General features: G+C 72.3%; 20 protein-coding genes, 1 tRNA gene and 1 pseudogene. 8 read left to right on the top strand and 14 right to left on the bottom strand.

The genetic code is table 11. The features are described from left to right. Window positions 1-3: 3 nt before the first annotated feature. The 3 genes from galK to MMF93_RS13830 all read left to right on the top strand — a co-directional run bounded on the left by galK (window position 4) and on the right by MMF93_RS13830 (window position 2,964). Complete coding sequence (galK, locus tag MMF93_RS13840; protein WP_423835419.1) at window positions 4-1,209, top strand: galactokinase; 1,206 nt, start codon at window positions 4-6, stop codon at window positions 1,207-1,209. Window positions 1,210-1,497: 288 nt separating this feature from the next. Continuing rightward, window positions 1,498-2,460, top strand: coding sequence for a response regulator transcription factor (locus MMF93_RS13835; RefSeq protein ID WP_242751588.1), 963 nt, complete (start codon window positions 1,498-1,500; stop codon window positions 2,458-2,460). A gap of 72 nt (window positions 2,461-2,532) precedes the next feature. Continuing rightward, window positions 2,533-2,964 carry a PPOX class F420-dependent oxidoreductase gene (locus MMF93_RS13830; protein ID WP_242751587.1) on the top strand — a complete coding sequence of 144 codons (432 nt, stop codon included), beginning with the start codon at window positions 2,533-2,535 and terminating at the stop codon, window positions 2,962-2,964. 1,160 nt (window positions 2,965-4,124) lie between these two features. Here MMF93_RS13830 and MMF93_RS13825 read toward each other — a convergent pair. Together MMF93_RS13825 and MMF93_RS13820 are read right to left on the bottom strand one after the other, a co-directional pair. Next, entirely contained in the window at window positions 4,125-4,886 is a 762-nt protein-coding gene (locus tag MMF93_RS13825) for an SDR family NAD(P)-dependent oxidoreductase (protein ID WP_242751586.1), read from the bottom strand. 79 nt (window positions 4,887-4,965) lie between these two features. Continuing rightward, window positions 4,966-5,463, bottom strand: a complete 498-nt coding sequence (locus MMF93_RS13820; RefSeq protein WP_242751585.1) for a MarR family winged helix-turn-helix transcriptional regulator — start codon at window positions 5,461-5,463, stop codon at window positions 4,966-4,968. A gap of 71 nt (window positions 5,464-5,534) precedes the next feature. Here MMF93_RS13820 and MMF93_RS13815 point away from each other — a divergent pair, with 71 nt between their 5' ends. Further along, window positions 5,535-6,326 (top strand): trans-aconitate 2-methyltransferase, encoded by a 792-nt coding sequence (locus tag MMF93_RS13815; RefSeq protein ID WP_242757550.1) that lies wholly within the window; start codon window positions 5,535-5,537, stop codon window positions 6,324-6,326. Then, window positions 6,323-6,751 (top strand): VOC family protein, encoded by a 429-nt coding sequence (locus MMF93_RS13810; protein WP_242751584.1) that lies wholly within the window; start codon window positions 6,323-6,325, stop codon window positions 6,749-6,751. Before MMF93_RS13815 ends, MMF93_RS13810 begins: the two co-directional genes overlap by 4 nt. Before the next feature lie 83 nt (window positions 6,752-6,834). Here the strand turns inward: MMF93_RS13810 and MMF93_RS13805 are convergent, their stop codons facing one another. The 3 genes from MMF93_RS13805 to MMF93_RS13795 form a co-directional block, all read right to left on the bottom strand. Continuing rightward, a complete protein-coding gene (locus MMF93_RS13805) occupies window positions 6,835-7,437 on the bottom strand; it encodes a GNAT family N-acetyltransferase (protein WP_242751583.1) in 603 nt (200 codons plus the stop codon). 259 nt (window positions 7,438-7,696) lie between these two features. Next, window positions 7,697-8,299 (bottom strand): TetR/AcrR family transcriptional regulator, encoded by a 603-nt coding sequence (locus MMF93_RS13800; RefSeq protein WP_242751582.1) that lies wholly within the window; start codon window positions 8,297-8,299, stop codon window positions 7,697-7,699. A 307-nt stretch (window positions 8,300-8,606) separates the two neighbouring features. Next, window positions 8,607-9,716, bottom strand: coding sequence for an acyl-CoA desaturase (locus MMF93_RS13795; protein WP_242751581.1), 1,110 nt, complete (start codon window positions 9,714-9,716; stop codon window positions 8,607-8,609). 342 nt (window positions 9,717-10,058) lie between these two features. On the opposite strand from MMF93_RS13795, the gene ppc reads away from it, so the two are divergent. Then, window positions 10,059-12,818: a phosphoenolpyruvate carboxylase gene (gene ppc, locus MMF93_RS13790; protein WP_242757549.1), complete on the top strand. Its 2,760-nt coding sequence runs from the start codon at window positions 10,059-10,061 to the stop codon at window positions 12,816-12,818. A gap of 108 nt (window positions 12,819-12,926) precedes the next feature. Here the strand turns inward: ppc and MMF93_RS13785 are convergent, their stop codons facing one another. Next, window positions 12,927-13,442 (bottom strand): hypothetical protein, encoded by a 516-nt coding sequence (locus MMF93_RS13785; protein WP_242751580.1) that lies wholly within the window; start codon window positions 13,440-13,442, stop codon window positions 12,927-12,929. A 181-nt stretch (window positions 13,443-13,623) separates the two neighbouring features. Here MMF93_RS13785 and MMF93_RS13780 point away from each other — a divergent pair, with 181 nt between their 5' ends. Next, window positions 13,624-14,271, top strand: coding sequence for a DUF421 domain-containing protein (locus MMF93_RS13780; protein WP_242751579.1), 648 nt, complete (start codon window positions 13,624-13,626; stop codon window positions 14,269-14,271). A gap of 8 nt (window positions 14,272-14,279) precedes the next feature. On the opposite strand, the gene pth is transcribed toward MMF93_RS13780, so the two are convergent. The 6 genes from pth to MMF93_RS13750 form a co-directional block, all read right to left on the bottom strand. Beyond that, entirely contained in the window at window positions 14,280-14,873 is a 594-nt protein-coding gene (gene pth / locus MMF93_RS13775) for an aminoacyl-tRNA hydrolase (RefSeq protein ID WP_114024560.1), read from the bottom strand. Between the two features lie 175 nt (window positions 14,874-15,048). Further along, the gene (locus MMF93_RS13770; protein WP_242751578.1) at window positions 15,049-15,660 is read right to left on the bottom strand and encodes a 50S ribosomal protein L25/general stress protein Ctc; all 612 of its coding nucleotides are present in this window, start codon (window positions 15,658-15,660) and stop codon (window positions 15,049-15,051) included. 446 nt (window positions 15,661-16,106) lie between these two features. Beyond that, window positions 16,107-17,084: a ribose-phosphate diphosphokinase gene (locus MMF93_RS13765; RefSeq protein ID WP_242751577.1), complete on the bottom strand. Its 978-nt coding sequence runs from the start codon at window positions 17,082-17,084 to the stop codon at window positions 16,107-16,109. A gap of 153 nt (window positions 17,085-17,237) precedes the next feature. Next, window positions 17,238-18,788, bottom strand: coding sequence for a bifunctional UDP-N-acetylglucosamine diphosphorylase/glucosamine-1-phosphate N-acetyltransferase GlmU (glmU, locus tag MMF93_RS13760; protein WP_242751576.1), 1,551 nt, complete (start codon window positions 18,786-18,788; stop codon window positions 17,238-17,240). A 162-nt stretch (window positions 18,789-18,950) separates the two neighbouring features. Then, window positions 18,951-19,023, bottom strand: a tRNA-Gln gene (locus MMF93_RS13755). Window positions 19,024-19,030: 7 nt separating this feature from the next. After that, on the bottom strand, window positions 19,031-19,900 hold the full coding sequence (locus MMF93_RS13750) for a hypothetical protein (protein WP_242751575.1): 870 nt from the start codon (window positions 19,898-19,900) through the stop codon (window positions 19,031-19,033). A 179-nt stretch (window positions 19,901-20,079) separates the two neighbouring features. On the opposite strand from MMF93_RS13750, the gene MMF93_RS13745 reads away from it, so the two are divergent. Then, window positions 20,080-21,852: a sensor histidine kinase gene (locus tag MMF93_RS13745; protein WP_242751574.1), complete on the top strand. Its 1,773-nt coding sequence runs from the start codon at window positions 20,080-20,082 to the stop codon at window positions 21,850-21,852. A 277-nt stretch (window positions 21,853-22,129) separates the two neighbouring features. Here the strand turns inward: MMF93_RS13745 and MMF93_RS13740 are convergent. Both MMF93_RS13740 and MMF93_RS13735 read right to left on the bottom strand, forming a co-directional pair. Further along, window positions 22,130-22,612, bottom strand: a pseudogene (locus MMF93_RS13740) (SUKH-3 domain-containing protein); the annotation flags it as partial. Then, window positions 22,609-23,265, bottom strand: coding sequence for a YwqJ-related putative deaminase (locus MMF93_RS13735; protein WP_242751573.1), 657 nt, complete (start codon window positions 23,263-23,265; stop codon window positions 22,609-22,611). The gene MMF93_RS13735 and the pseudogene MMF93_RS13740, both read right to left, overlap by 4 nt. Window positions 23,266-23,410 lie beyond the last annotated feature (145 nt).

The following is a 23,410-nucleotide window of genomic DNA, read 5'->3' as shown; positions in this document are numbered from 1 at the left end:
CACGTGAGCCAGGAAACGCGCCAGGACGCCGCGGCAGGCGACAACGAAGGCACCAGGGAAGACGTGCGGGAAGGCTTCGAGGCCGTCTACGGGCGCACGCCGGACGGCGTGTGGGCGGCCCCCGGGCGGGTCAACCTGATCGGTGAACACACCGACTACAACGACGGCTTCGTGATGCCGCTGGCACTGCCGCACACCGTGCACCTGGCCGCGGCCCGCCGCGACGACGGCATCGTGCGGCTGCACTCGGGCGACGTCCCCGGCGCCGCCTACCAGGTGCCGCTCGACGCGCTCACTCCAGGCCGGGACGGCGGCTGGGCCGCGTACCCCTCGGGCGTCGCCTGGGCGCTGCGCGAGGCCTCTGCGCCCGTCGGCGGCGCGGACATCCACCTGGCCAGCACCGTGCCCACAGGCGCCGGGCTGTCCTCGTCGGCCGCGCTGGAGGTCGCCACCGGAGCGGCACTGTCCGAGCTGTACGACCTGGACCTCTCGCGCGAATCGCTGGCCCGCCTGTGCCAGCAGGCCGAGAACGACTTCGTCGGCATGCCCTGCGGCATCATGGACCAGATGGCCTCCGCGTGCTGCACCGCCGGGCACGTGCTGCACCTGGACACCCGCGACCTGGCGCAGCGGCAGGTCCCCTTCGACCTGGCGGCCGAGGGGCTGCGGATGCTCGTCGTCGACACCCGCGTCAAGCACACCCTGGCCGACGGCGCCTACGCCGGACGCCGCCGGGCCTGCGAGGCGGGGGCAGCGGCGCTCGGCGTGCCCGCGCTGCGCGACGTCTCCCACGAGGAACTGGATGCGGCACTGGCCCGCCTGGACGAGCGCCTCGACGATCCCGAGGTGCGCGGCTGCGTGCGCCACGTCGTCACCGAGAACCGGCGGGTCGAGGAGACCATCGCGCTGCTCGACGCCGGCCGCACCCGCGAGGTCGGGCCCGTGCTCAGCGCCGGACACGCCTCGCTCAGGGACGACTTCCGGGTCTCCTGCCAGGAGCTGGACCTGGTCGTGGACACGGCGCTGGCCGCCGGCGCGCTCGGCGCCCGGATGACCGGCGGCGGCTTCGGCGGCTCGGCGCTCGTGCTGGTGGAGGAGGCGGACACCGAAAAGGTCGGGGCGGCCGTCACCTCCGCGTTCGCGTCGGCGGGCCACCTGGTGCCGCACCTGTTCGAGGCCGTACCGAGTGCGGGGGCGCGGCGGTTGTGAGCGCCCCCGTGAGCGCCCCGGCGAGCGCTGTGCGCGCTCCCGGTGTGCTGCGGTGAGCGGTCCCTCGGCTCACAAGGTGCCCACAAGTTTTGTGATTTGCCTTCCCATGCCAGAGCCCAGCCGTACCCTGAGTCGTATGCACAGCGCCGGTGGGGGCCGGCGCTGATCAGGGGGCGAGACAGCCGGGTACGACGCCCAGGGGCGGGGTAGACAGACGAACACGGCGGCGGCCGTGTCGCTGCGCGCTTCCCGCACATGGGCGCCGTGCCCGCACTGCCAGGGGGTGCCATGCAACGTATTCGCGTGCTGGTCGTCGACGACCACCGGATCTTCGCCGAGTCCTTGGCCGCCGCGCTCGCGGCCGAACAGGACGTCGAAGTGGGCGCGGCGGGCAGCGGAACGGCAGCGCTGCGCCATCTGGAGCGGGGCGCGGCGGAGGGCCGCAGGTTCGACGTACTGCTGGTCGACGCCGACCTGGGCACACCCATGAACGGCACCTCGCCCCCGCCGTCCCCGCCGTCCCCGCCGTCCCCGCCGTCACTGTCCGTCCGCACGAACGGCGAGCGGTCCGCCGCCCAGGCGCCGGGCCCGCTCCCGGCCGCCGTCCCGGCAGCCGCCGCCACGGCGACGCTCCCGGCCTCCGCCTCCCTCCCGGCCCGGCACCTGGGCGCCGGGCCGCTGGAGGAGCAGCCCGCCGACGTGACGGCCACCGCTACCTCCTCGGCCTCTTCCACCACCGCCGTCTCCGCGCCTTCCGGCGGCTTACCGCTGGTGGCACGCGTACGCACCGAGTACCCGGCCGTGCGCACCGTCGTCCTCGCCGAGCGCGACGACCCCCGGCACGCCGCTGCGGCACTCCAGGCAGGGGCAGGCGGCTGGGTCGCCAAGGACTGCTCCCTCTCCCGGCTGCTCCAGGTCATCCGGGGGGTCCTCAAGGACGAGACGCACCTGCCGCCCGCCCTCCTCACCGGCGTGCTCAGAGAACTGACCGCCACCCGCAAGCACCGCACCGAGAGCGAACGCCTCGTCGAATCCCTCACCCCGCGCGAGCGGGAGGTGCTGCGCTGCATGGTCGCAGGACTGGGCCGCAAGGCCGTCGCCGAGCGGCTCTACCTCTCGCCGCACACGGTGCGCACCCACATGCAGAACGTCCTGGGCAAGCTGGGTGTCCACTCCACCCTGGCCGCGGTCGCCCTCGCCCGGCGCGCCGGCGTGGGCCCGGCCGAGCTGGAGCCCGCGGCGGCGCGCTGAGATCCCACCAGGCGCCGCACCCGGTGTCTATGCTGTGCCGCCTCTACCGGGACGAGCGTGGGAGCAGCGACGATGCAGCAGATGACCGAGGCCCAGTGGCGCGACTTCGTCCTCACCGGGACCCGCACGGGCAAGCTGGCCACCGTCCGCAAGGACGGCCGCCCCCACGTGACGCCCGTGTGGTTCCTGCTGGACGACGAGGGACGCCTGCTGTTCACCACCGGCAGCGACTCCCTCAAGTCCGCCTCCCTGCACCGCGACCCCCGCTTCGCCCTGTGCGTCGACGACCAGGAGCCCCCGTTCAGCTTCGTGATGCTCGAATGCGTCGCCGAGGAGTTCGTCGAGGACCTCGACGTCCTGCGCGACTGGGCCACCAGGATCGGCGGCCGCTACATGGGGCGCGAGCAGGCCACCGCGTTCGGCGAGCGCAACGCGGTCCCCGGCGAGTACCTGGTGCGGGCACGCGTCACGCGGGCCATCGCCTACGCGGACATCGCCGCCTGAGCGAGCCGCCGGCTCGCTTGAGCGAGCCGCCGGTCCGCCCGCGGCGGACCGCCGGCCCAGCCCAGCCCAGCCCGGGCGGACCGCCGGCCCAGCCCAGCCCGGGCGGACCGGCGGCCCGGCGCCACATGGTCAGACGGAGCGGGCTCGCGGCTTTGCGACCTCGTGGCTTCGTGGCCTGGCGGCTTTGCGGCCTGGCGGCCTGGCGGCCACGCAGCTCCGTGGCCACGCGACTTCGTGGCCTGGCGGCCACGCGGGCTCACGGCCACGCGGCCTCGCGGCTTGGCGGCTCACGGTTTCGCGGCCTTGGCGGCCTGGCGGCGTGACGACCCGGCGGCCACGGGGCCTTGCGGGCTCGCGGCTTGGTGGCCTGGCGGCTTGGCGGCCTTGCGGCTTCGTGGCCTTGCGTTCCGTGGCCATGAGATCTTGCGGGCTCACGGCTTCGCAGCTTCGCAGCTTCGCGGCCTGGCGACCTAGCGGGTTGGCGGCTTGGCGGCTCACGGTTTCGCGGCCTAGGCGGCCTAGGCGGCCTTGGCGGCCTTGCGGCCACGCGGCTTCGTGGCCTGGCGGCCTGACGGCTTCGCGGCCTGACGGCCTGGCGGCCTGACGGCTTCGCGGCTTCGCGGCCTGGCGGCCTGGCGGCCTGACGGCCTGGCGGCCTGACGGCTTCGCGGCTTCGCGGCCTGGCGGCCTGACGGCTTCGCGGCCTGACGGCCTGGCGGCCTGACGGCTTCGCGGCTTCGCGGCCTGGCGGCCTGGCGGCCTGACGGCCTGGCGGCCTGACGGCTTCGCGGCTTCGCGGCCTGGCGGCCTGACGGCCTGGCGGCCTGACGGCTTCGCGGCTTCGCGGCCTGGCGGCCTGGCGGCCTGGCGGCCTGGCGGCCTGGCGGCCTGACGGCCTGGCGGCCTGACGGCCTGACGGCCTGACGGCCTGACGGCCTGACGGCCTCGTGGCCACGCGGCCTGGCGACCTAGCGGCTTGGCGGCTTGGCGGGCTTGCGGCTTCGTGGCCTTGCGGCCTTGCGGCCACGTGGCTTCGCGGCCTGGCTGCCTGGCGGCGTGACGGTCTGGCGGCCTCGCGGCCTCGCGGCCTCGCGGCCACGCGGCCTGGCGGTCCCGCGGCCTCGCGGCCCGCGGCCCCGCGGTCTGGTCGTTTCGGGGGGTTAGACCGAGTGTTTGAAGACGCTCCAGCCGCCGTCCACGACCAGGCCGGCGCCTGTCACGAACGACGCGTCCTCGGACAGCAGGAAAGCGATGGCGGCGGCGACCTCGTCGGGGCGGCCGTGGCGGCCGACGACCGTCTCGTGCGCCGCCTGCCGCCGGTCCTCCTCCTCGACCCCGTCCCAGGCCGGTGTCATGACAGGGCCCGGCAGCACGCAGTTGACCCGCACCTGCGGCCCGAAGTCCACCGCCAGCTGGCGGCCGAGCCCGGTCAGACCCGCCTTGCTCGCGGCGTACGCGGGCCGCCCGTGCAGCCCGACCAGGGCGTGCACGGAGGATGTCAGCACGACCGCGCCGTTTTGCCGTTGCAGGTCGGCCACGCAGGCGCGCACTCCCAGGAACGCGCCCGTCAGGTTGGTCTGGAGCTGGCTCTCCCAGTCGGCGACGGAGATCTCGTCGGCGGCGCCGTGCCGTGCCATCGCCGCGTTGCACACCAGCCCGTCCACCGGCCCGAACCCCTCGTGCGCGGTCGCCACCGCGCGCGCCCACGCGGGTTCGTCCGTGACGTCCCCCAGGACGAAGGCGGCACGTCCGCCCGACGCCGTGATCTCGCGGGCCGTGCGATGCGCCCCGGGCTCCTCCCTGTCGAGGAGGACGACGGCCGCCCCCTCGTCCGCCAGCCGGTGCGCCGTCGCGGCCCCGATCCCGGAGCCTCCACCGGAGATGAGGACCGTACGTGATGCGAACCGCGCGCCCATGGCCATGCGCGTGATCGTAGGGGCACGGCGCCCGGTCCGGTAGGGCACGGCGCGGGTGGCGCCCGTGCGGGTGGCGGGAGGGCCGTCAGATGGGGATGTTGTCGAACGGAGCTGTCAGCCGGCGCAGCAGGGAGGCCAGTTCGTCGCGTTGCGGGGTGGAGAGTTCGGCGAGGAGGGCGCGCTCCTGGTCGAGCAGCCCGGCCAGGGCGCTGTCGGCGCGGTCCTGGCCCTCGGTGGTCAGCCGGACCAGCACACCGCGCCGGTCGCTGGGATCGGGCAGCCGTTCGACCAGGCCCTTCTTGGCGAGGCGGTCGATGCGGTTGGTCATCGTCCCGGAGGTGACGAGCGTCTGCGTCAGCAACTGGCCCGGCGAGAGCTGGTAGGGGGTGCCCGCGCGGCGCAGCGCGGTCAGCACGTCGAACTCCCAGGGCTCCAGGTTGTGCTCGGCGAACGCGATCCGGCGGGCACGGTCCAGGTGCCGGGCGAGCCTGCTGACCCGGCTGAGTACCTCCAGCGGCTCGACGTCGAGGTCAGGGCGCTCCCGGCGCCATGCTGCCACCAAACGGTCGACCTCGTCCTCCATGGGATCAGTGTAAAGGTTCTGTCGACGTGAAGTCTCTTGACGTCAAGAGAAGTCCGGTGCAGGCTGCTGCCATGTGGGACCCGAAGCAGTATCTCCGTCATGCCGGATACCGTCTACGCCCCCTCCGCGACCTCCTCGCCCGCGTGCCCGACGACCTGCCGGGGCATCCCGCCCCCCGCATCGCCGACCTCGGCTGCGGCCCCGGCGGGCCCAGCGAAGTCCTCGCCGCACGCTGGCCCGAGGCGCACATCACCGGATACGACAGCTCCCAGGACATGCTCAAGGAGGCCGCGGCCCACACCCGCCCAGGGCGCCTCGACTTCACCCACGCCGACCTCGCCGACTGGCGCCCCGCCCCCGACGAACACTTCGGCCTGCTCTTCTCCAACGCGGCCCTCCAGTGGGTGCCGGGGCACCAGCACGCGTTCCCCGACTGGATCGCCGCCCTCCCGTCCGGCGGCGTCCTCGCCTGCCAGCTGCCCGGCAACTTCCGCGCCCCCAGCCACACGCTCCTCGCCGAACTGTGCGCCTCGCCCCGCTGGCGTGACCGCCTCGCCGACGTGGCGCGCCCCGAGGCCCTCGACCCGGCGGGCTACGCGGACGTCCTCGCACCCCTCGGCTGCGACATCGACACCTGGGAGACCACCTACCTCCACAGGCTCACAGGACCCGACCCCGTCCTCGACTGGACCAAGGGCACCACCCTCCGCCCCGCCCTCGCCCGCCTCGGTGACGACCAGGACGCCCGCGACGCCTTCCTCACCGCGTACGGCGCGGCCCTCCGCGCGGCGTACCCGCCCGGCGCCGACGGCACCACCGCGGTGCCGTTCCGCCGGATCTTCGTGGTGGCGGTCAAACGGTGAGCGGTGCCGCCGCTTCGCCGGGCGGCGCGGAAGTGGTCGGTCTGGACCACGTGCAGCTCGCGGCCCCGCCCGGCTGCGAACGAGCGGCGCGCGCCTTCCACGCGGGAGTCCTCGGCATGACGGAACGCCCCAAACCGGCCGCTCTGGCCGCCCGGGGCGGCTGCTGGTTCACGGCGGGGGCCGCCGAGCTGCATCTGGGCGTGGAGGACGGCTTCCGTCCGGCCCGCAAGGCACACCCGGCGCTTCGGGTCGCCCCCGGTGCGTCGGAGGCGCTGGCGGCCCGCCTGAGCGCGGCGGGCGCCGTGGTGGCGTGGGACGACCGGGTCCCGCACACCCGCCGCTTCCACACGACGGACCCTTTCGGCAACCGCCTGGAGTTCACGGAAGGTATCCAGCCCCCGCGCTCGGGTTTCGGCCCGCGCTGAGGCGGTGCCGGGCGCCGGCCGGTATCGGGCGGTGTGACCGGTCGTCGGGGCGGTGTGACCGGCCGTCGGGGCGCCCGGCGGGGTCAGCCGGTGGGCCGGGCCGCCGCCCGCTTGGCCGCGCGCCACTCCGGGGCCAGCACCGACCAGATCTCCATGTCGGTCCGCTTCCCCCGGTACAGATGGCTCTCGCGCAGCACGCCGTCCCTCGTCATGCCCAGGCGGCGGGCCACCGCGATGCTGGGCTCGTTCGCCGCGGAGACGAGCCACTCCACCCGGTGAAAGCCCCGCTCCTCGATCACCCAGTCGACGACGACCCGGCACGCCCTGGTGATCAGCCCCTTGCCCACGGCGGCGGGCTCCAGCCAGCAGCCCGCCTCGGCGACCCCCTGCGCGGCGTTCATCGTGCGGAAGAGCACCCCGCCGACCAGCTTGCCGCCGCTGCCGCGCGTCCCCTCGGGGACCTCCGTCCAGATGCCGAAGATCCGCCCGCTGTCGGCTGCGGCCTTGTCCGCGTACGACCGCAGGCAGGCGCGGCTCGACTCCAGGTCGGTGGCCTGGTCGGGAAAGCCGATGTGCCTGCCGATGAACTCCCTGCCCCGCTCCATGTGGGCGAGGAACTCCTCGGCCTGCCAGGGTTCAAGCGGGCGCAGTTCGGCGCCGTCGTCCCCCAGGGGTATCGCGAACATGACCCGACCTCCACGCATCCGGGCGGTCGACGACCGCCAACACCGCGCACGCCGCGCACGCCGGCAACGCACGCGCCACGCGGGGGATCCTCGCACAGGTTTCCCCCGGTCGCGGCCGATTTTTCCGGACCTCGGAGGTGCCCGCGGCGCCCACGACGGCCTCCGCCGCGCGCCACCGTCGAAGGCGACGTCCAGGAGCCGTGGCGAACGGCGTCACGCGGTCGGCCAGGTGCCGTCACGGAGGGGCGCGGGCGGCCGGCTACGACCTGCGGTGCCCTATCAGGCGCGGTTTCTGCTCCAGGCCGTCAAGCCCGTGCCAGGCAAGGTTGACCAGGTGGGCGGCGACCTCGGACTTCTTCGGCTTGCGGACGTTGAGCCACCACTGTCCCGTGAGGGCGACCATGCCGACGAGGGCCTGCGCGTACAGCGGGGAGAGTTTCGCGTCGAAGCCGCGGGACTTGAACTCGCGGCCGAGGATGTCCTCGACCTGGGTGGCGATGTCGGAGATGAGGGAGGCGAAGGTGCCGGTGGACTGCGGCAGCGGGGAGTCGCGCACCAGGATGCGGAACCCGTCGGTGTAGTGGTCGATGTAGTCGAGCAGCGCGAAGGCGGCCTGTTCGAGCAGCTCGCGGGGGTGCCCGCCGGTGAGCGCTCCGGTCACCATGTCCAGCAGCCGCCGCATCTCGCGGTCCACGACGACGGCGTAGAGGCCTTCCTTGCCGCCGAAGTGCTCGTAGACGACGGGCTTGGACACCCCGGCCTTGTGGGCGATCTCCTCGACCGAGGTGCCCTCGAAGCCGCGCTCGGCGAAGAGGGTGCGGCCGATGTCCAGGAGCTGTTCGCGGCGCTCCTTGCCCGTCATCCGGCGGCGGGCGCGCTTGGGGGGCTTGGCACTCCTGGCCGCCTTGCCCCCCTTATCCCCTCTATCCAGCTTGCCCCCCTTCGTGCCGTCGGGGATGCTCGGCCCGGACGGCGCACCGGGGTGCGCCCTCGGCCTCGCACCGTCAGGTGCCGGTGGCGCACCGGTGTACGGCTGCGGCGTGTCGCCGAACGGCTGCGGCGTCTCGTCGGTCGGCACGGGGTGGGGCCTTCCCTGTCGTGTGGCTGTGTGGGGTCCCGGGGCTGGCCGCCCGGGGACCCAGGGGCGTCGCCCCTGGGTCAGCACAGCATCATGCCGCCCCGGCCACCCGCTCCTCACGCCGGGAGTCGGCGGAGGCCGCACCCCGGGAGTCGGCGGAGGCCGCCTCGCCTGCGCCGCCCGCGCCGGTCCTGCGGCGGGGCGATCCGTCCTCGTTCCGCTTGGTCTCCAGCCGCTCGCGCTTGGGCCAGCGCACGTCGTAGGCCCAGCCCGCCTTCTCGAACCAGCGGATGAGACGGGCGCTGGAGTCGATCTGGCCGCGCTCGACGCCGTGCCGCGCGCAGGTGGGGTCGGCGTGGTGCAGGTTGTGCCAGGACTCGCCGCAGGAGAGGACCGCGAGCCACCACACGTTGCCCGAGCGGTCCCGCGACTTGAAGGGGCGCTTGCCCACCGCGTGGCAGATGGAGTTGATCGACCAGGTGACGTGGTGGAGCAGCGCCACGCGCACCAGCGAGCCCCAGAAGAAGGCCGTCAGCGCGCCCTGCCACGACCAGGTGGCCAGGCCGCCCACCAGCGGCGGGACGAGCAGCGAGACCGCTGTCCACAGCACGAACTGGCGGGAGATGCGGCGCAGCGCCGGGTCCTTGATCAGGTCGGGCGCGTACTTGTGCTGCGGCGTCTGCTCCTCGTCGAACATCCACGCCATGTGGGCCCACCACAGGCCCTTCATCAGCGCGGGGATCGTCTCCCCGTAGCGCCAGGGGGAGTGCGGGTCGCCCTCGGCGTCGGAGAACTTGTGGTGCTTGCGGTGGTCGGCGACCCAGCGCACCAGCGGGCCCTCGACGGCCAGGGAGCCCATGATGGCCAGCGCGATGCGCAGCGGCCGCTTGGCCTTGAACGAGCCGTGGGTGAAGTACCGGTGGAAACCGATCGTGATGCCGTGGCAGCCGATGAAGTACATCGCGACCAGCAGCCCCAGATCCAGCCAGCTCACCCCCCATCCCCAGGCCAGCGGCACGGCGGCCACCAGCGCGATGAACGGGACGGTGATGAAGGCGAGCAGCGCGATCTGCTCCATCGAGCGGCGCTGCTCACCGCCCAACGTCGCGGAGGGAGCCGGGGCGGGGGAGGCGCCGGCCTCGGCTCCCGCGGCGGGGGCGGCCTCCGGCGAACTGTCGAGCACGTCCGGACTAGTCGTCATAGATGTCCCTCATTGGACCTCGGCTTGGCTACGGTTCCGTAACCTACGGCGTCGTAAGTATGGCAGCCGTAGGACACGGGACAAGAGGGGTGCGCACCGGGCACGATCACGCCGCGCGGTGCCCACGCCTCGGACAGAGGTGCTGTACCACGCTGGGGCCGACCTATCCTTGTGCCGTCGGACAGCGCGGTCCGCCACCTGCCCGAAGCCACCCCGCAAGGGACGAGAACCCCCAAGGGAGCAGCACCTGTGAGCAGCGCCGACACCAATCCACCCACCTCGACCCCCTCGCGGAACGCGCCCGGATCGAGTGACCCCGCCCCGCTCGACGACACCTTCGGTGTGGACACCCTCGGCGGTGGCCACGGCGAGGGCGCCGACGCCGTCGAGGCCACCTCCGCCCTGCGCGCCGACATCCGCAGGCTCGGCGACCTGCTAGGCGAGACGCTCGTCCGCCAGGAAGGCGCGGAACTCCTCGACCTGGTCGAGCGCGTCCGCGCCCTCACCCGCAGCGACGGTGAGGCAGCCGCGGCACTTCTGGGTGAGACCGACATCGAGACCGCCACCAAGCTGGTCCGCGCCTTCTCCACCTACTTCCACCTGGCCAACGTCACCGAGCAGGTGCACCGCGGCCGCGAGCTGCGGGCCCGCCGCGCAGGCGACGGCGGCATGCTGGCCCGTACCGCCGACATGCTCAAGGACGCCGACCCCGCGCACCTGGCGAACACCGCGCGCAACCTGTCGGTACGCCCCGTCTTCACCGCGCACCCCACCGAGGCGGCCCGCCGCTCCGTCCTGACCAAGCTGCGCAAGATCGCGGAGCTGCTGGAGGAGTCCGAGAACGCCATCGGCGGGGCCGAGCGGCGCCGCAGCGATCTGCGGCTGGCCGAGAACGTCGACCTGATCTGGCAGACCGACGAGCTGCGCGTCGCCCGCCCCGAACCGGCCGACGAGGCCCGCAACGCCATCTACTACCTCGACGAGCTGCACCGCGGCGCCGTCGGCGACGTGCTGGAGGACCTGGCCGCCGAGCTGGAGCGGGCAGGCGCCCCGCTGCCGTCGGGCACCCGCCCGCTGACGTTCGGCACCTGGATCGGCGGGGACCGCGACGGCAACCCCAACGTCACCCCCCAGGTCACCTGGGACGTGCTGATCCTCCAGCACGAACACGGCATCACCGACGCGCTGACCCACGTCGACGAGCTGCGCGGGGCCCTGTCCAACTCCATCCGCAACTGCGGCGCCACCCAGCCCCTGCTGGATTCCCTGGAGGCCGACCTGGCGCGGCTGCCGGAGATCAGCCCCCGCTACAAGCGGCTCAACGCCGAGGAGCCCTACCGGCTCAAGGCCACCTGCATCCGCCAGAAGCTCCTCAACACCCGCACGCGGCTGGCCGAGAAGCTGCCCCACGCGCCCGGCTGGGACTACCTGGGCACCGGCGAACTCCTCGACGACCTGGAGCTCCTCCAGGAGTCGCTGCGCGAACACCGCGGCGGCCTGGTCGCCGACGGGCGCCTGGAGCGCGCCCTGCGCACCGTGGCCGCCTTCGGGCTGCAACTGGCCACGATGGACGTCCGCGAGCACGCCGAGGCCCACCACCACGCGCTCGGCCAGCTCTTCGACCGCCTCGGCGAGGAGTCGTGGCGGTACGCGGACATGCCGCGCGACTACCGCCAGCGCCTGCTCGCCAAGGAGCTGCGCTCCCGCCGCCCGCTCTCCCCGAGCCCCGCACCGCTGGACGCGGAGGGCGCCAGGACCCTGGGCGTCTTCGAGACCGTGCGCAAGGCCCTGGACACCTTCGGGCCCGAGGTCATCGAGTCGTACATCCTGTCGATGTGCGCGGGCGCCGACGACGTGTTCGCCGCCGCCGTCCTCGCCCGCGAGGCCGGACTGATCGACCTGCACGGCGGCTGGGCCAAGATCGGCATCGTCCCGCTGCTGGAGACCACCGACGAGCTCAAGATCGCCGACGAGCTGCTCGACGCGATGCTCTCCGACCCCTCCTACCGCAAGCTGGTCTCCCTCCGCGGCGACCTGCAGGAGGTCATGCTCGGCTACAGCGACTCCTCCAAGTTCGGCGGCATCACCACCAGCCAGTGGGAGATCCACCGCGCCCAGCGCCGGCTGCGCGACGTCGCCCACCGGCACGGCGTGCGGCTGCGCCTCTTCCACGGCCGCGGCGGCACCGTGGGACGCGGCGGCGGCCCCACCCACGACGCGATCCTCGCCCAGCCCTGGGGCACCCTGGAAGGCGAGATCAAGGTCACCGAGCAGGGCGAGGTCATCTCCGACAAGTACCTGGTGCCCTCCCTCGCGCGGGAGAACCTGGAGCTGACCGTCTCCGCCACCCTCCAGGCCTCGGCGCTGCACACCGCGCCCCGCCAGTCCGACGAGGCGCTCGCCCGCTGGGACGCGGCCATGGACACCGTCTCCGACGCCGCCCACCACGCGTACCGGAAGCTGGTCGAGGACCCCGACCTGCCCGCCTACTTCTTCGCCTCCACCCCCGTGGACCAGCTCGCCGACCTCCACCTCGGCTCCCGCCCCTCCCGCCGCCCCGACACCGGCGCCGGGCTCGACGGGCTGCGCGCCATCCCGTGGGTGTTCGGCTGGACCCAGTCGCGGCAGATCGTCCCCGGCTGGTTCGGCGTCGGTACCGGCCTCAAGGCCGCCCGCGAAGCCGGACTCGACAGCGTGCTCGAAGAGGCCCACACCTACTGGCACTTCTTCCGCAACTTCCTGGCCAACGTCGAGATGACGCTCGCCAAGACGGACCTGCGGATCGCCCGCCACTACGTGGAGACCCTCGTCCCCGACGAGCTGCGGCACGTCTTCGCCGCCATCGAGGCCGAACACGCCCTCACCGTCGAGGAAGTCCTGCGTATAACAGGCGAGAGTGAACTGCTGGAGTCCAACCCGGTCCTGCAGCAGACGCTCAAGATCCGCGACGCCTACCTCGACCCGATCTCCTACCTCCAGGTCTCCCTGCTGGACCGCCAGCGGCAGGCGGCGGCCGCGGGCAAGGAGCCGGACGAGACCCTGGGCCGCGCCCTGCTGCTGACCGTCAACGGCGTGGCGGCGGGCCTGCGCAACACCGGCTGAGCCCCTGCCGGACGGGCCGACGGGGCCTGGGCGCTGCTGCTCCTTCTCCTCGCGAGAGAGTCCTTCGCGCGAGGGACTCTCTCGCGGGGGACCCCTCTCGCGGGTGACTCAGAAGGTGAGCAGGGCCCAGGCCCCGCCCATGACCAGCGCCCCGCACACCCCGGTGGCCAGCGCCGTCTTCCGCATCCGCAGCCCGCCCGCGATCACGAGCGACGCCAGCAGCAGCGCGCCGCCCAGCGGCACCCAGGCGTACAGCACACCGGCGGGCCCCGTCCGCACGACCTGGTCCGAACCCGGCTTCCGCGCCACCTCCAGCGTCTCGCCCCGGCCGCCCGAGACGAACTGGGAGACCGTCACCTTCGACGCCTCGCCCGGCCCCGCGGGGGAGAACGTCCCGCTGCACCTCTCGTCACCGCACGTGGTGACGGTGACCGTGCCGCGCTCGTCCCCCCTCATGGCGACCGAAGCGGTGTCCCACGAGGTCCACACCCCCGCCACCACCAGCACCAGCGCGATCAGCGCCATGAGTGCGGCCCGCGCCAGCAACAGCATCCCGAACGCGCTCTCACCGAGCCGCCGCACGCGGCTCCGCTTGATCTTCGTCTGGGCGACTCGTGAAGACATGGCGGAGATCCTTGGGTACTTGACGGTTACCGGTCAACCTCGACCGACCGTCTTGTGCGCGCTTGCGCCACTATCGGAAGTCGACCCTCCGGTAACGACGTGGGCCGCGTCGTCACGAGCCCCCGCGGAACGCGCACACAGGCGCGCCGCCCCCGCCCCCTTTTCGCGCTCCCTCCGCGCGTTGAGCAGCGTTCCCGCGCCCGACGGCACCACTGTGGGAGCGAGCGCCGAGAGGGAGGCCGCCCGCATGTGGCACGACATGATGACGATCGAGATCCCCGTCGTCGAGAAGATCCTGCGCACCGTGCTGGTCTACGCCGTCATCATCGTGCTCTTCCGGCTCTCCGGGAAACGCGGACTGGCCTCGATGAACACCTTCGACTTCGTCGTCGTCTTCCTGCTCTCCAACGTCGTGCAGAACGCCATCATCGGCAGCGACTACAGCCTCCTCGGCGGCGTCGTCGGCGCCGCCACCCTGGTGGCCGTCAACGCGCTGATGAACCGGTGGCTGGCCGCCGACACGCGCGCGGCCAAGCTGCTGGAAGGCGACCCGACCACCGTCATCGAGGACGGCCGCGTCGTACGGCGGGCCATGCGCCGGCTCGGGCTGCGCTCCGGCGAACTCCAGCAGGCCGTACGCCTGCAGACCGGGGGCAGCATCGAGACCGTCGAACGCGGAAGCCTCGAACCTGACGGCCGCTTCGTCATCGTCCCCGACCCGCAGGCCGCACAGTCCACCCGGGCCGACATCGACCGCCTCGAGACGCGTCTCGCCGCCATCGAGGAACTCCTGCGCGCGAAGGGCCGCGAGCAGAGCGACAAGGGCTGAGGGCCGCGTCAGCTGTTGTACGTGCTCTGGGCCCTCTCCAGGCCCTCCAGCACCAGGGCCTCGCACGCGTCCGCCGCACGGTCGACGAAGTAGTCGAGCTCCTTGCGCTCCGTGGAGGAGAAGTTCTTGAGCACGTAGTCGGCCACCTGCATGCGGCCAGGAGGGCGGCCGACACCGAAACGGACGCGGTAGTAGTCGCGGCCCAGCAGCTTGGTGAGCGACTTGAGGCCGTTGTGGCCGTTGTCACCCCCGCCCAGCTTCAGCCGCAGAACGCCGTAGTCGATGTCCAGCTCGTCGTGCACGGCGACCAGGCGCGCGGCGGGCACGCCGTAGAAGTCCAGCAACGCCTTGGTGGGGCCGCCCGAAACGTTCATGTACGACATGGGCTTGGCCAGGATCACACGCGTGCTGCTGACCCCCGGAACACCGATGCGCCCCTCCAGCACCTGGGCGCGGGCGCCCTTCGCCGACTTGAACGCGCCGCCCATCCGCCCGGCGAGCAGATCGGCGACCATGAAGCCCACGTTGTGGCGGTTGCCGGCGTAGTCGGGGCCCGGATTGCCCAGACCCGCGATGAGCCAGGGTTCGGTGGTGGCCGCCATGTGCGTGGTCCTTCGGTCGATCCGGTCAGGCGCGCGCCGGTCGGGGCGCTCAGCGTGCGGGGCAGGAAGAGCGCGGCGCGGTACGCCGCACGGTGCCCTGTGCGGCGCGGGCGCCGGACAGGGCCGTGAACAGCCCGTCCGGCGCCCGCGCACAGCACAGGTACAGCCAGGGTCCTTACTCGGAGGCCGGCGCGGCGGACTCCGCAGCGCCCTCCTCGCCCTCCGCACCCTCGGCGGCCGGCTCCTCCGCCTGCGCGCCGAGGACCTGGATGACGGTCTCGTCACCCTCGATGGCCAGCACCGTGTTGCCCGGCAGCTTGATGTCCTTGGCCAGGATGGAGTCGCCGACGTCCAGGCCGTCGACGGAGACGGTGATGGTCTCCGGGATGTGGGTGGCCTCGGCCTCGACCGGCAGCGAGTTGTAGACGTGCTCCAGCAGGTTCTGGCCCGGCGCGAGCTCGCCCTCGATGTGGATCGGGACGTCGACCTGGACCTTCTCGCCCTTCTTGACGACCAGCAGGTCGACGTGGACGAGGAACTGGCGGATCGCCTCGCGCTGGACGGCCTTCGGGATGACCAGCTGCTTCTTGCCCTCGATGTCCAGGTTGATCAGGACGTTCGGCGTCTTGAGGGCCATCATCATGTCGTAGCTCGGCAGCGCGATGTGCACCGGCTCGGAACCGTGGCCGTAGATGACCGCGGGGATCTTCTCCTCGCGGCGCAGGCGGCGCGCGGCGCCCTTGCCGAACTCATTGCGGGTGGTGGCGGTGAGATTCACATCAGCCATGCTGCGCTCCTCGTAGGCAACAAAAAGACGGACAGTGCGTTGCCACTCGGTCCCGACGGACCTGCTACGAAGAGCGCGCGTCGATAACGGAGCATCCGGCCCCGGAAAACAACCGGACCGGCCTCCCTCGCCGAGCGACTCGCGAAGTCTACTCGGCGAGGGAGGCCGGTCGGAAATCGATCACAGGGCGGCCGGAAAGGGTCGGCAGGCCGGTCGGGAGACGGCCGGCAGGCCGATCGGGAACCGGCCGGCAGGCCGACCGGCAACCGAGGAGCAATCCCGGCCGGGAACCGATCGGCAGGCTCGTGGGAGAACGCACAGCAGGCCGCTCGGAAAACGAGCGGCCTGCTGTGCCGAAACTGCCGAAATCGCTCAGCGCGAGGATCCGGCGGGCCCGCTCGGGCACACCGACCGCGTCGGCCGGTCAAGGGCCCGTGCGGGACCGGTCACGCGTTCTCTTCGAAGAGGCTGGTCACCGAGCCGTCCTCGAACACCTCGCGCACCGCACGCGCGATGGTCGGAGCCATCGACAGCACCGTGATCTTGTCGAGCTCCAGCTCACCCGGGGTCGGCAGCGTGTTCGTGAACACGAACTCGCTGACCTTCGAGTTCTTCAACCGGTCGGCCGCCGGACCCGACAGCACACCGTGCGTCGCCGTCACGATGACGTCCTCGGCACCGTTGGCGAACAGCGCGTCCGCCGCCGCACAGATCGTGCCGCCCGTGTCGATCATGTCGTCGACGAGGACGCAGACCCGGCCCTCCACATCACCCACGACCTCGTGCACCGTGACCTGGTTGGCCACATCCGGGTCACGGCGCTTGTGGACGATCGCCAGCGGGGCGCCCAGACGGTCGGCCCAGCGGTCGGCGACCCGGACCCGGCCCGCGTCCGGAGAGACCACGGTCAGCTTGCTGCGGTCGGTCTTGGCACCCACGTAGTCCGCCAGCAGCGGCAGCGCGAACAGGTGGTCGACCGGGCCGTCGAAGAAGCCCTGGATCTGATCCGTGTGCAGATCCACGGTCAGAATGCGGTCCGCACCCGCCGTACGGAACAGATCCGCCATCAGCCGCGCGGAGATCGGCTCACGACCACGGTGCTTTTTGTCCTGCCGGGCGTAGCCGTAGAACGGGACGATCACCGTGATGCTCCGCGCCGAAGCCCGCTTCAACGCGTCGATCATGATCAGCTGCTCGACGATCCACTTGTTGATGGGGGCCGTGTGGCTCTGCATCAGGAAGCAGTCGGCGCCGCGCGCGGACTCCTGGAAGCGAACGTAGATCTCACCGTTCGCGAAGTCGAAAGCCTTGGTCGGGACCACGCCGATGCCGAGCTGCTTGGCGACTTCCTCGGCGAGTTCGGGGTGGGCGCGGCCGGAGAAGAGCATGAGTTTCTTCTCGCCGGTCGTCTTGATCCCGGTCACTGCTGTTGTCTCCCTGTGTGGTGCGCCGCACGACGGCTCAGTGGGGGGCGGCGGCGTCGGTTTGGCGGGGGCGGCGGCGTCGGTTTTCGGCCGCGTGGCCAATCAGGCTCCCCATAACCGTACGCCCCACGTCATACAACCGGATACCCGGTCTTAACCCTCCTCTGCCGGAACCTGCCCGGCGGCACCCTGCGACGAACGGGCCGAACCAGCCGACCGCGCCACCCCGGACGCCTCCGCCGCGCCCCCGCCCGAAGCCGCGTCCCGGCCCGCCTCGATCGCCGCCTCCGCAGCCAGCGCAGCCGCACTACCAGGGCGCTTACGCGCAACCCAGCCCTCGATGTTGCGCTGCTGCCCCCGCGCCACCGCCAGCGACCCCGGCGGCACATCCTTCGTGATCACCGAACCGGCCGCGCTGTAAGCACCGTCGCCGACCGTGACAGGTGCCACATACATGTTGTCAGCACCCAGCCGGCAATGAGAACCCACAGTCGTCCTGTGCTTGTTCTCACCGTCGTAATTGACGAAGACACTCGCCGCACCGATGTTGGTGTCCTCACCGATCTCCGCATCACCCACGTACGACAGATGCGGCACCTTCGTGCCGTCACCCACCACCGCGTTCTTCATCTCCACGTAACTGCCGGCCTTCACCCCACGGCCCAACCGCGTACCAGGACGCAGATACGTGTACGGGCCGACCGACGCGCCCTCGCCGACCCGGGCACCCTCGCAGACCGTGTTGCTCACCGACGCACCCGCACCCACCCAGGTGTCGGTCAACCGGCTGTTCGGCCCCACCTCACTGTCCGCGGCCACATGCGTGGCACCCAGCAACTGCGTCCCCGGCTGCACCACCGCGTCCGGCTCGTACGTCACCCCCACATCCAGCCACGTCGTGGCCGGATCGACCACCGTGACCCCCGCGAGCATGGCGTCCTCCACCAGCCGGCCGTTCAGCATCCGCCGCGCCTCGGCCAACTGCACCCGGTTGTTGATCCCCACGATCTCCCGGTGGTCACCCGCCACCGACGCACCCACCCGATGCCCCTCGCCGCGCAGAATGCCGAGGACATCCGTCAGATACTCCTCACCCTGACTGTTGTCCGTACGCACCTTGCCCAGCGCCTCCGACAGCAACCGCCCGTCGAACGCGAAGACACCCGAGTTGATCTCGCGGATCGCCCGCTGCGCCTCCGTCGCGTCCTTGTGCTCCACGATCGCGGTAACCGCGCCGTCCGCCGCGTCCCGCACGATGCGCCCGTACCCCGTCGCGTCCGGGACCTCGGCGGTCAGCACGGTGACCGCGTTGCCGTCCGCGACGTGCGTGTCCGCCAGCTGCTGCAGCGTCGCGCCCGTCAACAGCGGAGTGTCACCACAGGTCACCAGGACGGTGCCCGTCAGATCGCCGTCGGCCAGCTCCGCCAGGGCCATACGCACCGCGTGCCCGGTGCCGTTCTGCTCGTACTGCACGGCCGTCCGCACCTGAGCGTCCAGCTCGCCCAGGTGCGCCGTCACCTTCTCGCGCGCATGCCCGACGACCACGACCAGCTCACGCGGGTCCAGCGCCCGCGCGGCGCTCACCACATGGCCGACCAGGGAGCGGCCGCAGATCTCGTGCAGAACCTTCGGCGTCGCCGACTTCATGCGGGTGCCCTCACCCGCTGCGAGGACGACGACGGCTGCCGGGCGAGTGACGCTCACGGGGGTGCCCTTCGACTTCGGGGGTGGGTGCTGCCCCGCAGGATACCGGGGGTCAACCGAAGGAAGGGGATGGCCGCCGTCCGGCTGCGGGCGAGCGCGGTGCTCCGCGGCCTGCGCGTGGGCTCCCCGCCAGGACTCGAACCTAGGACCGTGCGCTCTGAGCTCCCCCGCAAGGATTCGAACCTTGACTACTGAGACCAAAACTCAGGGTGCTGCCTGATTACACCACGGGGGATTGGTGCTCAGAGCGTACCTGACCCGCCCGGGTCCGTCGGCGGGGTTTGCGACGCGCAGACGCCCGCCCACCATCCCTCGATGCGCTGGTAGAGCTCAGCGCCCCGTCGGACGCGTACCACCAGGCAGCCGCGGTAGCTCGCCCCGACGTTCTTGCGGACCGTTCTGGGGTTGTGCCTCTTGAGTGCTGTCTTGAGAAAGGTGTCCACAGGAACCCCGACCAGGTCTGCCCAGTAGCGCTCCGCGCCCTCGACATCGGCGGACTCATGGATCGTGACATGGAATCGAAGGTGCTGTTTCGGCACTCCGAGCAGGCTCAGCCAGGCGAGGAAGACACGGATCATGCCGGGGTCGCTGTTGACGAAGCTGACGCTCTCCGAGCGACGGTACGGCTTGCTCTTGGCCCCCTCCGCCCAGTACAGGCCGACGCCGACCAGGAAAAGCTCTCTGTCCGACAGCTCACCGATCTCCGCGTAGGCCGCGGCCTTCGTCCTGAGCCGCTGCTCCTCCAGTGCTCTGTGGTGCTCCGAGAGACCGGCCCGCATCAAGGCCTGCTGCTCCTCCGGGCTGCGGCGCGGCGGTCTGGGCAGATCCCGTACCCACAGGGATACCGAGCTGCGCGAGACGCCCAGTTCCAGTTCGATCCGGTCGTAGGTCCAGCCCTGGCGGCGCAGCTCGCGGGCGCGGGCGCGCAGGGCGTCCTTGGCGCGGGGACGGCGGGTCCAGGCGGGTGGGGGTTCGCCCTTGACGAGGCGGTTGAGGAGGTCGTTGTTGGAGATCTTCAGGCGGTCGCGGATGTGGCGGCGGCTGAGGCCTTCGCGGCGCAGCGCGAGGGCTTGTTCGCGTAGGCGTTCGTACGTCTCGTGCGTCTGTGCCATACAGGTGAGTCTTGTGGGTGAATGGCGCCGTGCGCTGCGAAAAGACGGTCGCTTGCTTAGTTCGAGTGAATTCCGCGGTGTTCGATTGCCGAACCATCCGGTCACGGACAGATGCGCGGAAGGGGGTGTTCCGGGGCTCGGCCGGAAAGGGGGTGCTCTTCGGTCGTAGGCTGGTCGGTATGACCGAGACGGGGGAGAACCGTGCGCGGGGCGGGCCGTGGTGGTGGGAACGGCCACGGAGTGCGGTGCTCGATGTCGGCCTCGCGGCGGGTTCCGCCGCCGAGTGCGCGCTCCAAGGGCAGAGTTTCGCCCGCGAGACGGGCATTCCGGACGGGCTGGCGGTCGTGCTGGGCGTGGTCGCGGGGGCGACGATGGTGCTGCGGCGGCGCTGGCCCATCGCCGTCGTCCTGGTCGCCATCGCCGTCATACCCGCGGACATGGGCGCGACCCTGTGCGTGGTGGGCCTCTACACCCTGGCCGCGACCGAGGTGCCGCGGCGGATCACCGGGCTGCTGGCGTCGATGACCGCGCTGGGCACGCTGGCGATGACCACGTTCCGGCTGGAGCAGAGCGTCGGGCAGGATCCCGATTTCAACCCGTCGTCGTGGTTCGTGCCGTTGGCCGCTGTGCTGATGTCGATCGGTGTGACGGCCCCGCCCGTGCTGCTGGGCCTGTACGTGGGGGCGCGGCGGCGGCTCGTGGAGTCGCTGCGCGAGCGGGCCGACGGTCTGGAGCGGGAGCTGTCGCTGCTGGCCGACCGTGCGGAGGAGCGCGCCGAGTGGGCGCGCAACGAGGAGCGCACCCGGATCGCCCGTGAGATGCACGACGTGGTCGCTCATCGGGTGAGCCTGATGGTGGTGCACGCGGCGGCGTTGCAGGCGGTGACGCTGAAGGATCCAAAGAAGGCGTCCAGGAACGCCGCGCTGGTGGGCGACATGGGCCGTCAGGCTCTCAACGAGTTGCGGACCATGCTGGGTGTGCTGCGGTCCGGCGAGGCGGAGAAGCCGGCGCAGGCCGAGCACGCCCGCCACACCGACCAGCAGTCCGATCAGTCGGGCCAAGCCGGCCAAGCCGACCAGTCCGACCGAGCCGGTCGGGCCGGAGGTCGTGGGCCGGGCGCGCGGACCGGTGCGGCGGTGGCGGCCGGGGGCGCCGGGGAGCGGACCGCGGCCGCCGGTGGGGCGGGAAACGCCGAGACGGCCGGGCGGGGCGAGAAGCGGGTGCGCGCCGGGACGGGGAAAACGGCGGCGGGGGAGGACGGAACCGTGCCGGAGAGCGCGGCCGCCCCGGTGCCGTCCGTCGGGGCGCTGCCCGTCTCGGACGTGTCCGATGCCCTGGACGTCACGGACGCGTCGGCTGGTCGCTCGGAGGGGCCGCCCGAGGGTGTGCCCGGCGGGGACGGTGCCGGGCGGGCGCCCTCGCGCCCGTCGGAGCCCGGATCGGAGCTCGCGTCGGGGTCCGCGCCGGTGACTGCCGGGACAGCGGCTGCCGCGCGTGAGGAGGCCATCGTCCGCGCGGGTGGCGGGGGTCCGGAGAGGGCTCCGTACGCGCAGGTGCCGTCGCTCGCGCAGTTGGACGCGCTGGTGGGCCAGTCGCGCGCTGCCGGGATGGCGGTGGAGCTGAGGGTGGAGGGGAGCCCGGACGGCGCCTGTCCGTCCACGGTGGAGCAGACGGCCTACCGGGTGGTGCAGGAGGCGCTGACCAACGTGCACAAGCACGCCGCGGGTGCCGCGACCCGGGTGCGGGTGGCGCACCGGGAGGCGGAGGTCGCCTTGCAGGTGGAGAACGAGCCCGCGGTGGACGGTGCCGCCGACGCGGGGCTGCCCAGCGGGGGCAACGGGCTGGTGGGCATGCGGGAGCGGGTCACGGCGCTGGGCGGCGGCTTCGTGTCGGGGCCGACGGACTCCGGCGGGTTCCGGGTGTCGGCGATCATTCCGTATGCGCGGGCGTGAGCCCTTCGGGGAAGTTCCGCGCACTGTCGGGCGCGTGCGTGTCGTCGCCCGTGGCCCAGGTGCCGTGCGTCGCCGTGCCCGCCTCGCAGCTGGAGCCGGAACCGGAGCCGGAACCGGAACTCGAGTAGGAGTCGGAGCGAGAGCCGTGGCTCTGGCCGGGTTCGGGGGTGGGGGCCGTGTCGTCGGCCGGGTGGGGCGCGCCGCCGGCCGGGTGCGGGGCGGTGTCGGTCGCGTGCACGGCGGTGTCGTCGGGGGCTGTGCGGGGAGGCGGCGGGGCGCCCGCACTGAGTTTGGCCGGGACGAGGCCCATCAGCAGCGCGGAGAGCGCGGAGTCGAAGTCGGCGCCGACGTACCAGTCGCCTGTCGGGTCGAGGCTGTAGACGCGGCGCTGGGCGTCGATGACGAGCAGCGCGTCGGTGCCGCCGTACTCGCCTTCGGTGCCGATCGGGCAGATCTGCGTTCCCAGGGCGCGGCCGAGGTCGTTGAAGGTGCGGGCGGCGTGCAGTCCGGTCAGCGGGTCGATGTGGACGTGTGCGGGTGCCAGGTGCCGTCCCGGCCCTGTGGGGGCGATGTGCAGGCTACCGAACTCGGCCCACACCTCGACGGCGGCGGGGAAGACGGCGTGCCGGTGGCCGCCGGGGGAGACGTGGGCGCGCAGGGTGTCGGCCCACTGTTCGGCCTGTCGGATGTCCCACCGTCCTGGTTCCCATCCGGCGTTGCGCAGGGGGTCGTCGACGGCGACGGGGAAGCGGGTGGTCACCGGTCGTGCTCCTGTGCCGGGTCGATGGCCCGTACCCCGAAGTGGGCCAGCAGGGGGGTGCAGGAGCGGCATGGCGGGATGTAGCTGCCGTGCAGGGGATCGCCGTCCTCGCGGATGCGGCGTGCGGTGAGTTTGGCGTGCTTGAGGGCGCGCTTGGCCTCGCTCAGTGTCAGGGGTTTGGGCGGTTTCGTGGTGCGGGGCGCCCTGCTGGCCTTGGTGCCGCTCGACTTCGCGTTCTTGCCTTGTCTGCGGGCGCCGCGTTTGGCGGCACGGTTGGTCTCGGTGGCGGTGAGGTAGCGGGAGAGGAGGACGGCCTCGGGGCAGCGCCCTGTCGTGCGGGAGCGGCGTTCGGTGGTGAGGGTGTCGAGGAAGTCCTGCACGAGGGGGTGGTGGGCGGGTGGCCGTTCGCTCTTGCTGCCGGTGCAGGTGAGGGTCTCGCCGCGGATGGACAGGGCGGCGGCGACCGCGGGCAGGATGCCGTCCCTTCGGTGCCTGAGGACCGGGGCGGTGGCGTTGAGGGAGTCGGCGGCGTTCGTCCAGCCGATGCGCGGGTCGCCCGCCCCGTGACCGGTGGCGGGTTGCGCCTGTTCGGCGGGGTGTGCCGGGGGCGCGGTCTGCGCCTGCGGTGTGTGCGCCTGTTGTGCGGTGTGCAATGGAGCTTCCTCCCCGAGTGTCCCCTTAAGTGCCGGGGCTCGCCCAAGTATGCAGTGTGGCGCATGAGTCGCTCATTCCCCCGTGGGCGTCACGGTTGTGCGGGCGGGAGGGAGACCGTTTTCCACGCCCTCTGGGTGAGCGGTC

The sequence above is a fragment of the Streptomyces tubbatahanensis genome, from assembly GCF_022699385.1.
Lineage (GTDB): Bacteria > Actinomycetota > Actinomycetes > Streptomycetales > Streptomycetaceae > Streptomyces > Streptomyces diacarni.
The sequence above is the reverse complement of the archived record's forward strand: the minus strand, read 5'-3'. Positions and strand labels throughout refer to the sequence as shown.

Excerpts from the sequence above, each read along its gene's own strand:
- MMF93_RS13815 (WP_242757550.1), top strand. The coding sequence starts at position 5,535 with ATGTGGGACCCGAAGCAGTATCTCCGTCATGCCGGATACCGTCTACGC.
- MMF93_RS13830 (WP_242751587.1), top strand. The coding sequence starts at position 2,533 with ATGCAGCAGATGACCGAGGCCCAGTGGCGCGACTTCGTCCTCACCGGG.
- MMF93_RS13750 (WP_242751575.1), bottom strand. The coding sequence starts at position 19,900 with ATGGCACAGACGCACGAGACGTACGAACGCCTACGCGAACAAGCCCTC.
- MMF93_RS13795 (WP_242751581.1), bottom strand. The coding sequence starts at position 9,716 with ATGACGACTAGTCCGGACGTGCTCGACAGTTCGCCGGAGGCCGCCCCC.
- MMF93_RS13800 (WP_242751582.1), bottom strand. The coding sequence starts at position 8,299 with ATGACGGGCAAGGAGCGCCGCGAACAGCTCCTGGACATCGGCCGCACC.
- MMF93_RS13820 (WP_242751585.1), bottom strand. The coding sequence starts at position 5,463 with ATGGAGGACGAGGTCGACCGTTTGGTGGCAGCATGGCGCCGGGAGCGC.
- MMF93_RS13745 (WP_242751574.1), top strand. The coding sequence starts at position 20,080 with ATGACCGAGACGGGGGAGAACCGTGCGCGGGGCGGGCCGTGGTGGTGG.
- pth (WP_114024560.1), bottom strand. The coding sequence starts at position 14,873 with ATGGCGGCCACCACCGAACCCTGGCTCATCGCGGGTCTGGGCAATCCG.
- MMF93_RS13785 (WP_242751580.1), bottom strand. The coding sequence starts at position 13,442 with ATGTCTTCACGAGTCGCCCAGACGAAGATCAAGCGGAGCCGCGTGCGG.
- MMF93_RS13835 (WP_242751588.1), top strand. The coding sequence starts at position 1,498 with ATGCAACGTATTCGCGTGCTGGTCGTCGACGACCACCGGATCTTCGCC.
- MMF93_RS13805 (WP_242751583.1), bottom strand. The coding sequence starts at position 7,437 with ATGTTCGCGATACCCCTGGGGGACGACGGCGCCGAACTGCGCCCGCTT.
- MMF93_RS13770 (WP_242751578.1), bottom strand. The coding sequence starts at position 15,660 with ATGGCTGATGTGAATCTCACCGCCACCACCCGCAATGAGTTCGGCAAG.
- MMF93_RS13825 (WP_242751586.1), bottom strand. The coding sequence starts at position 4,886 with ATGGCCATGGGCGCGCGGTTCGCATCACGTACGGTCCTCATCTCCGGT.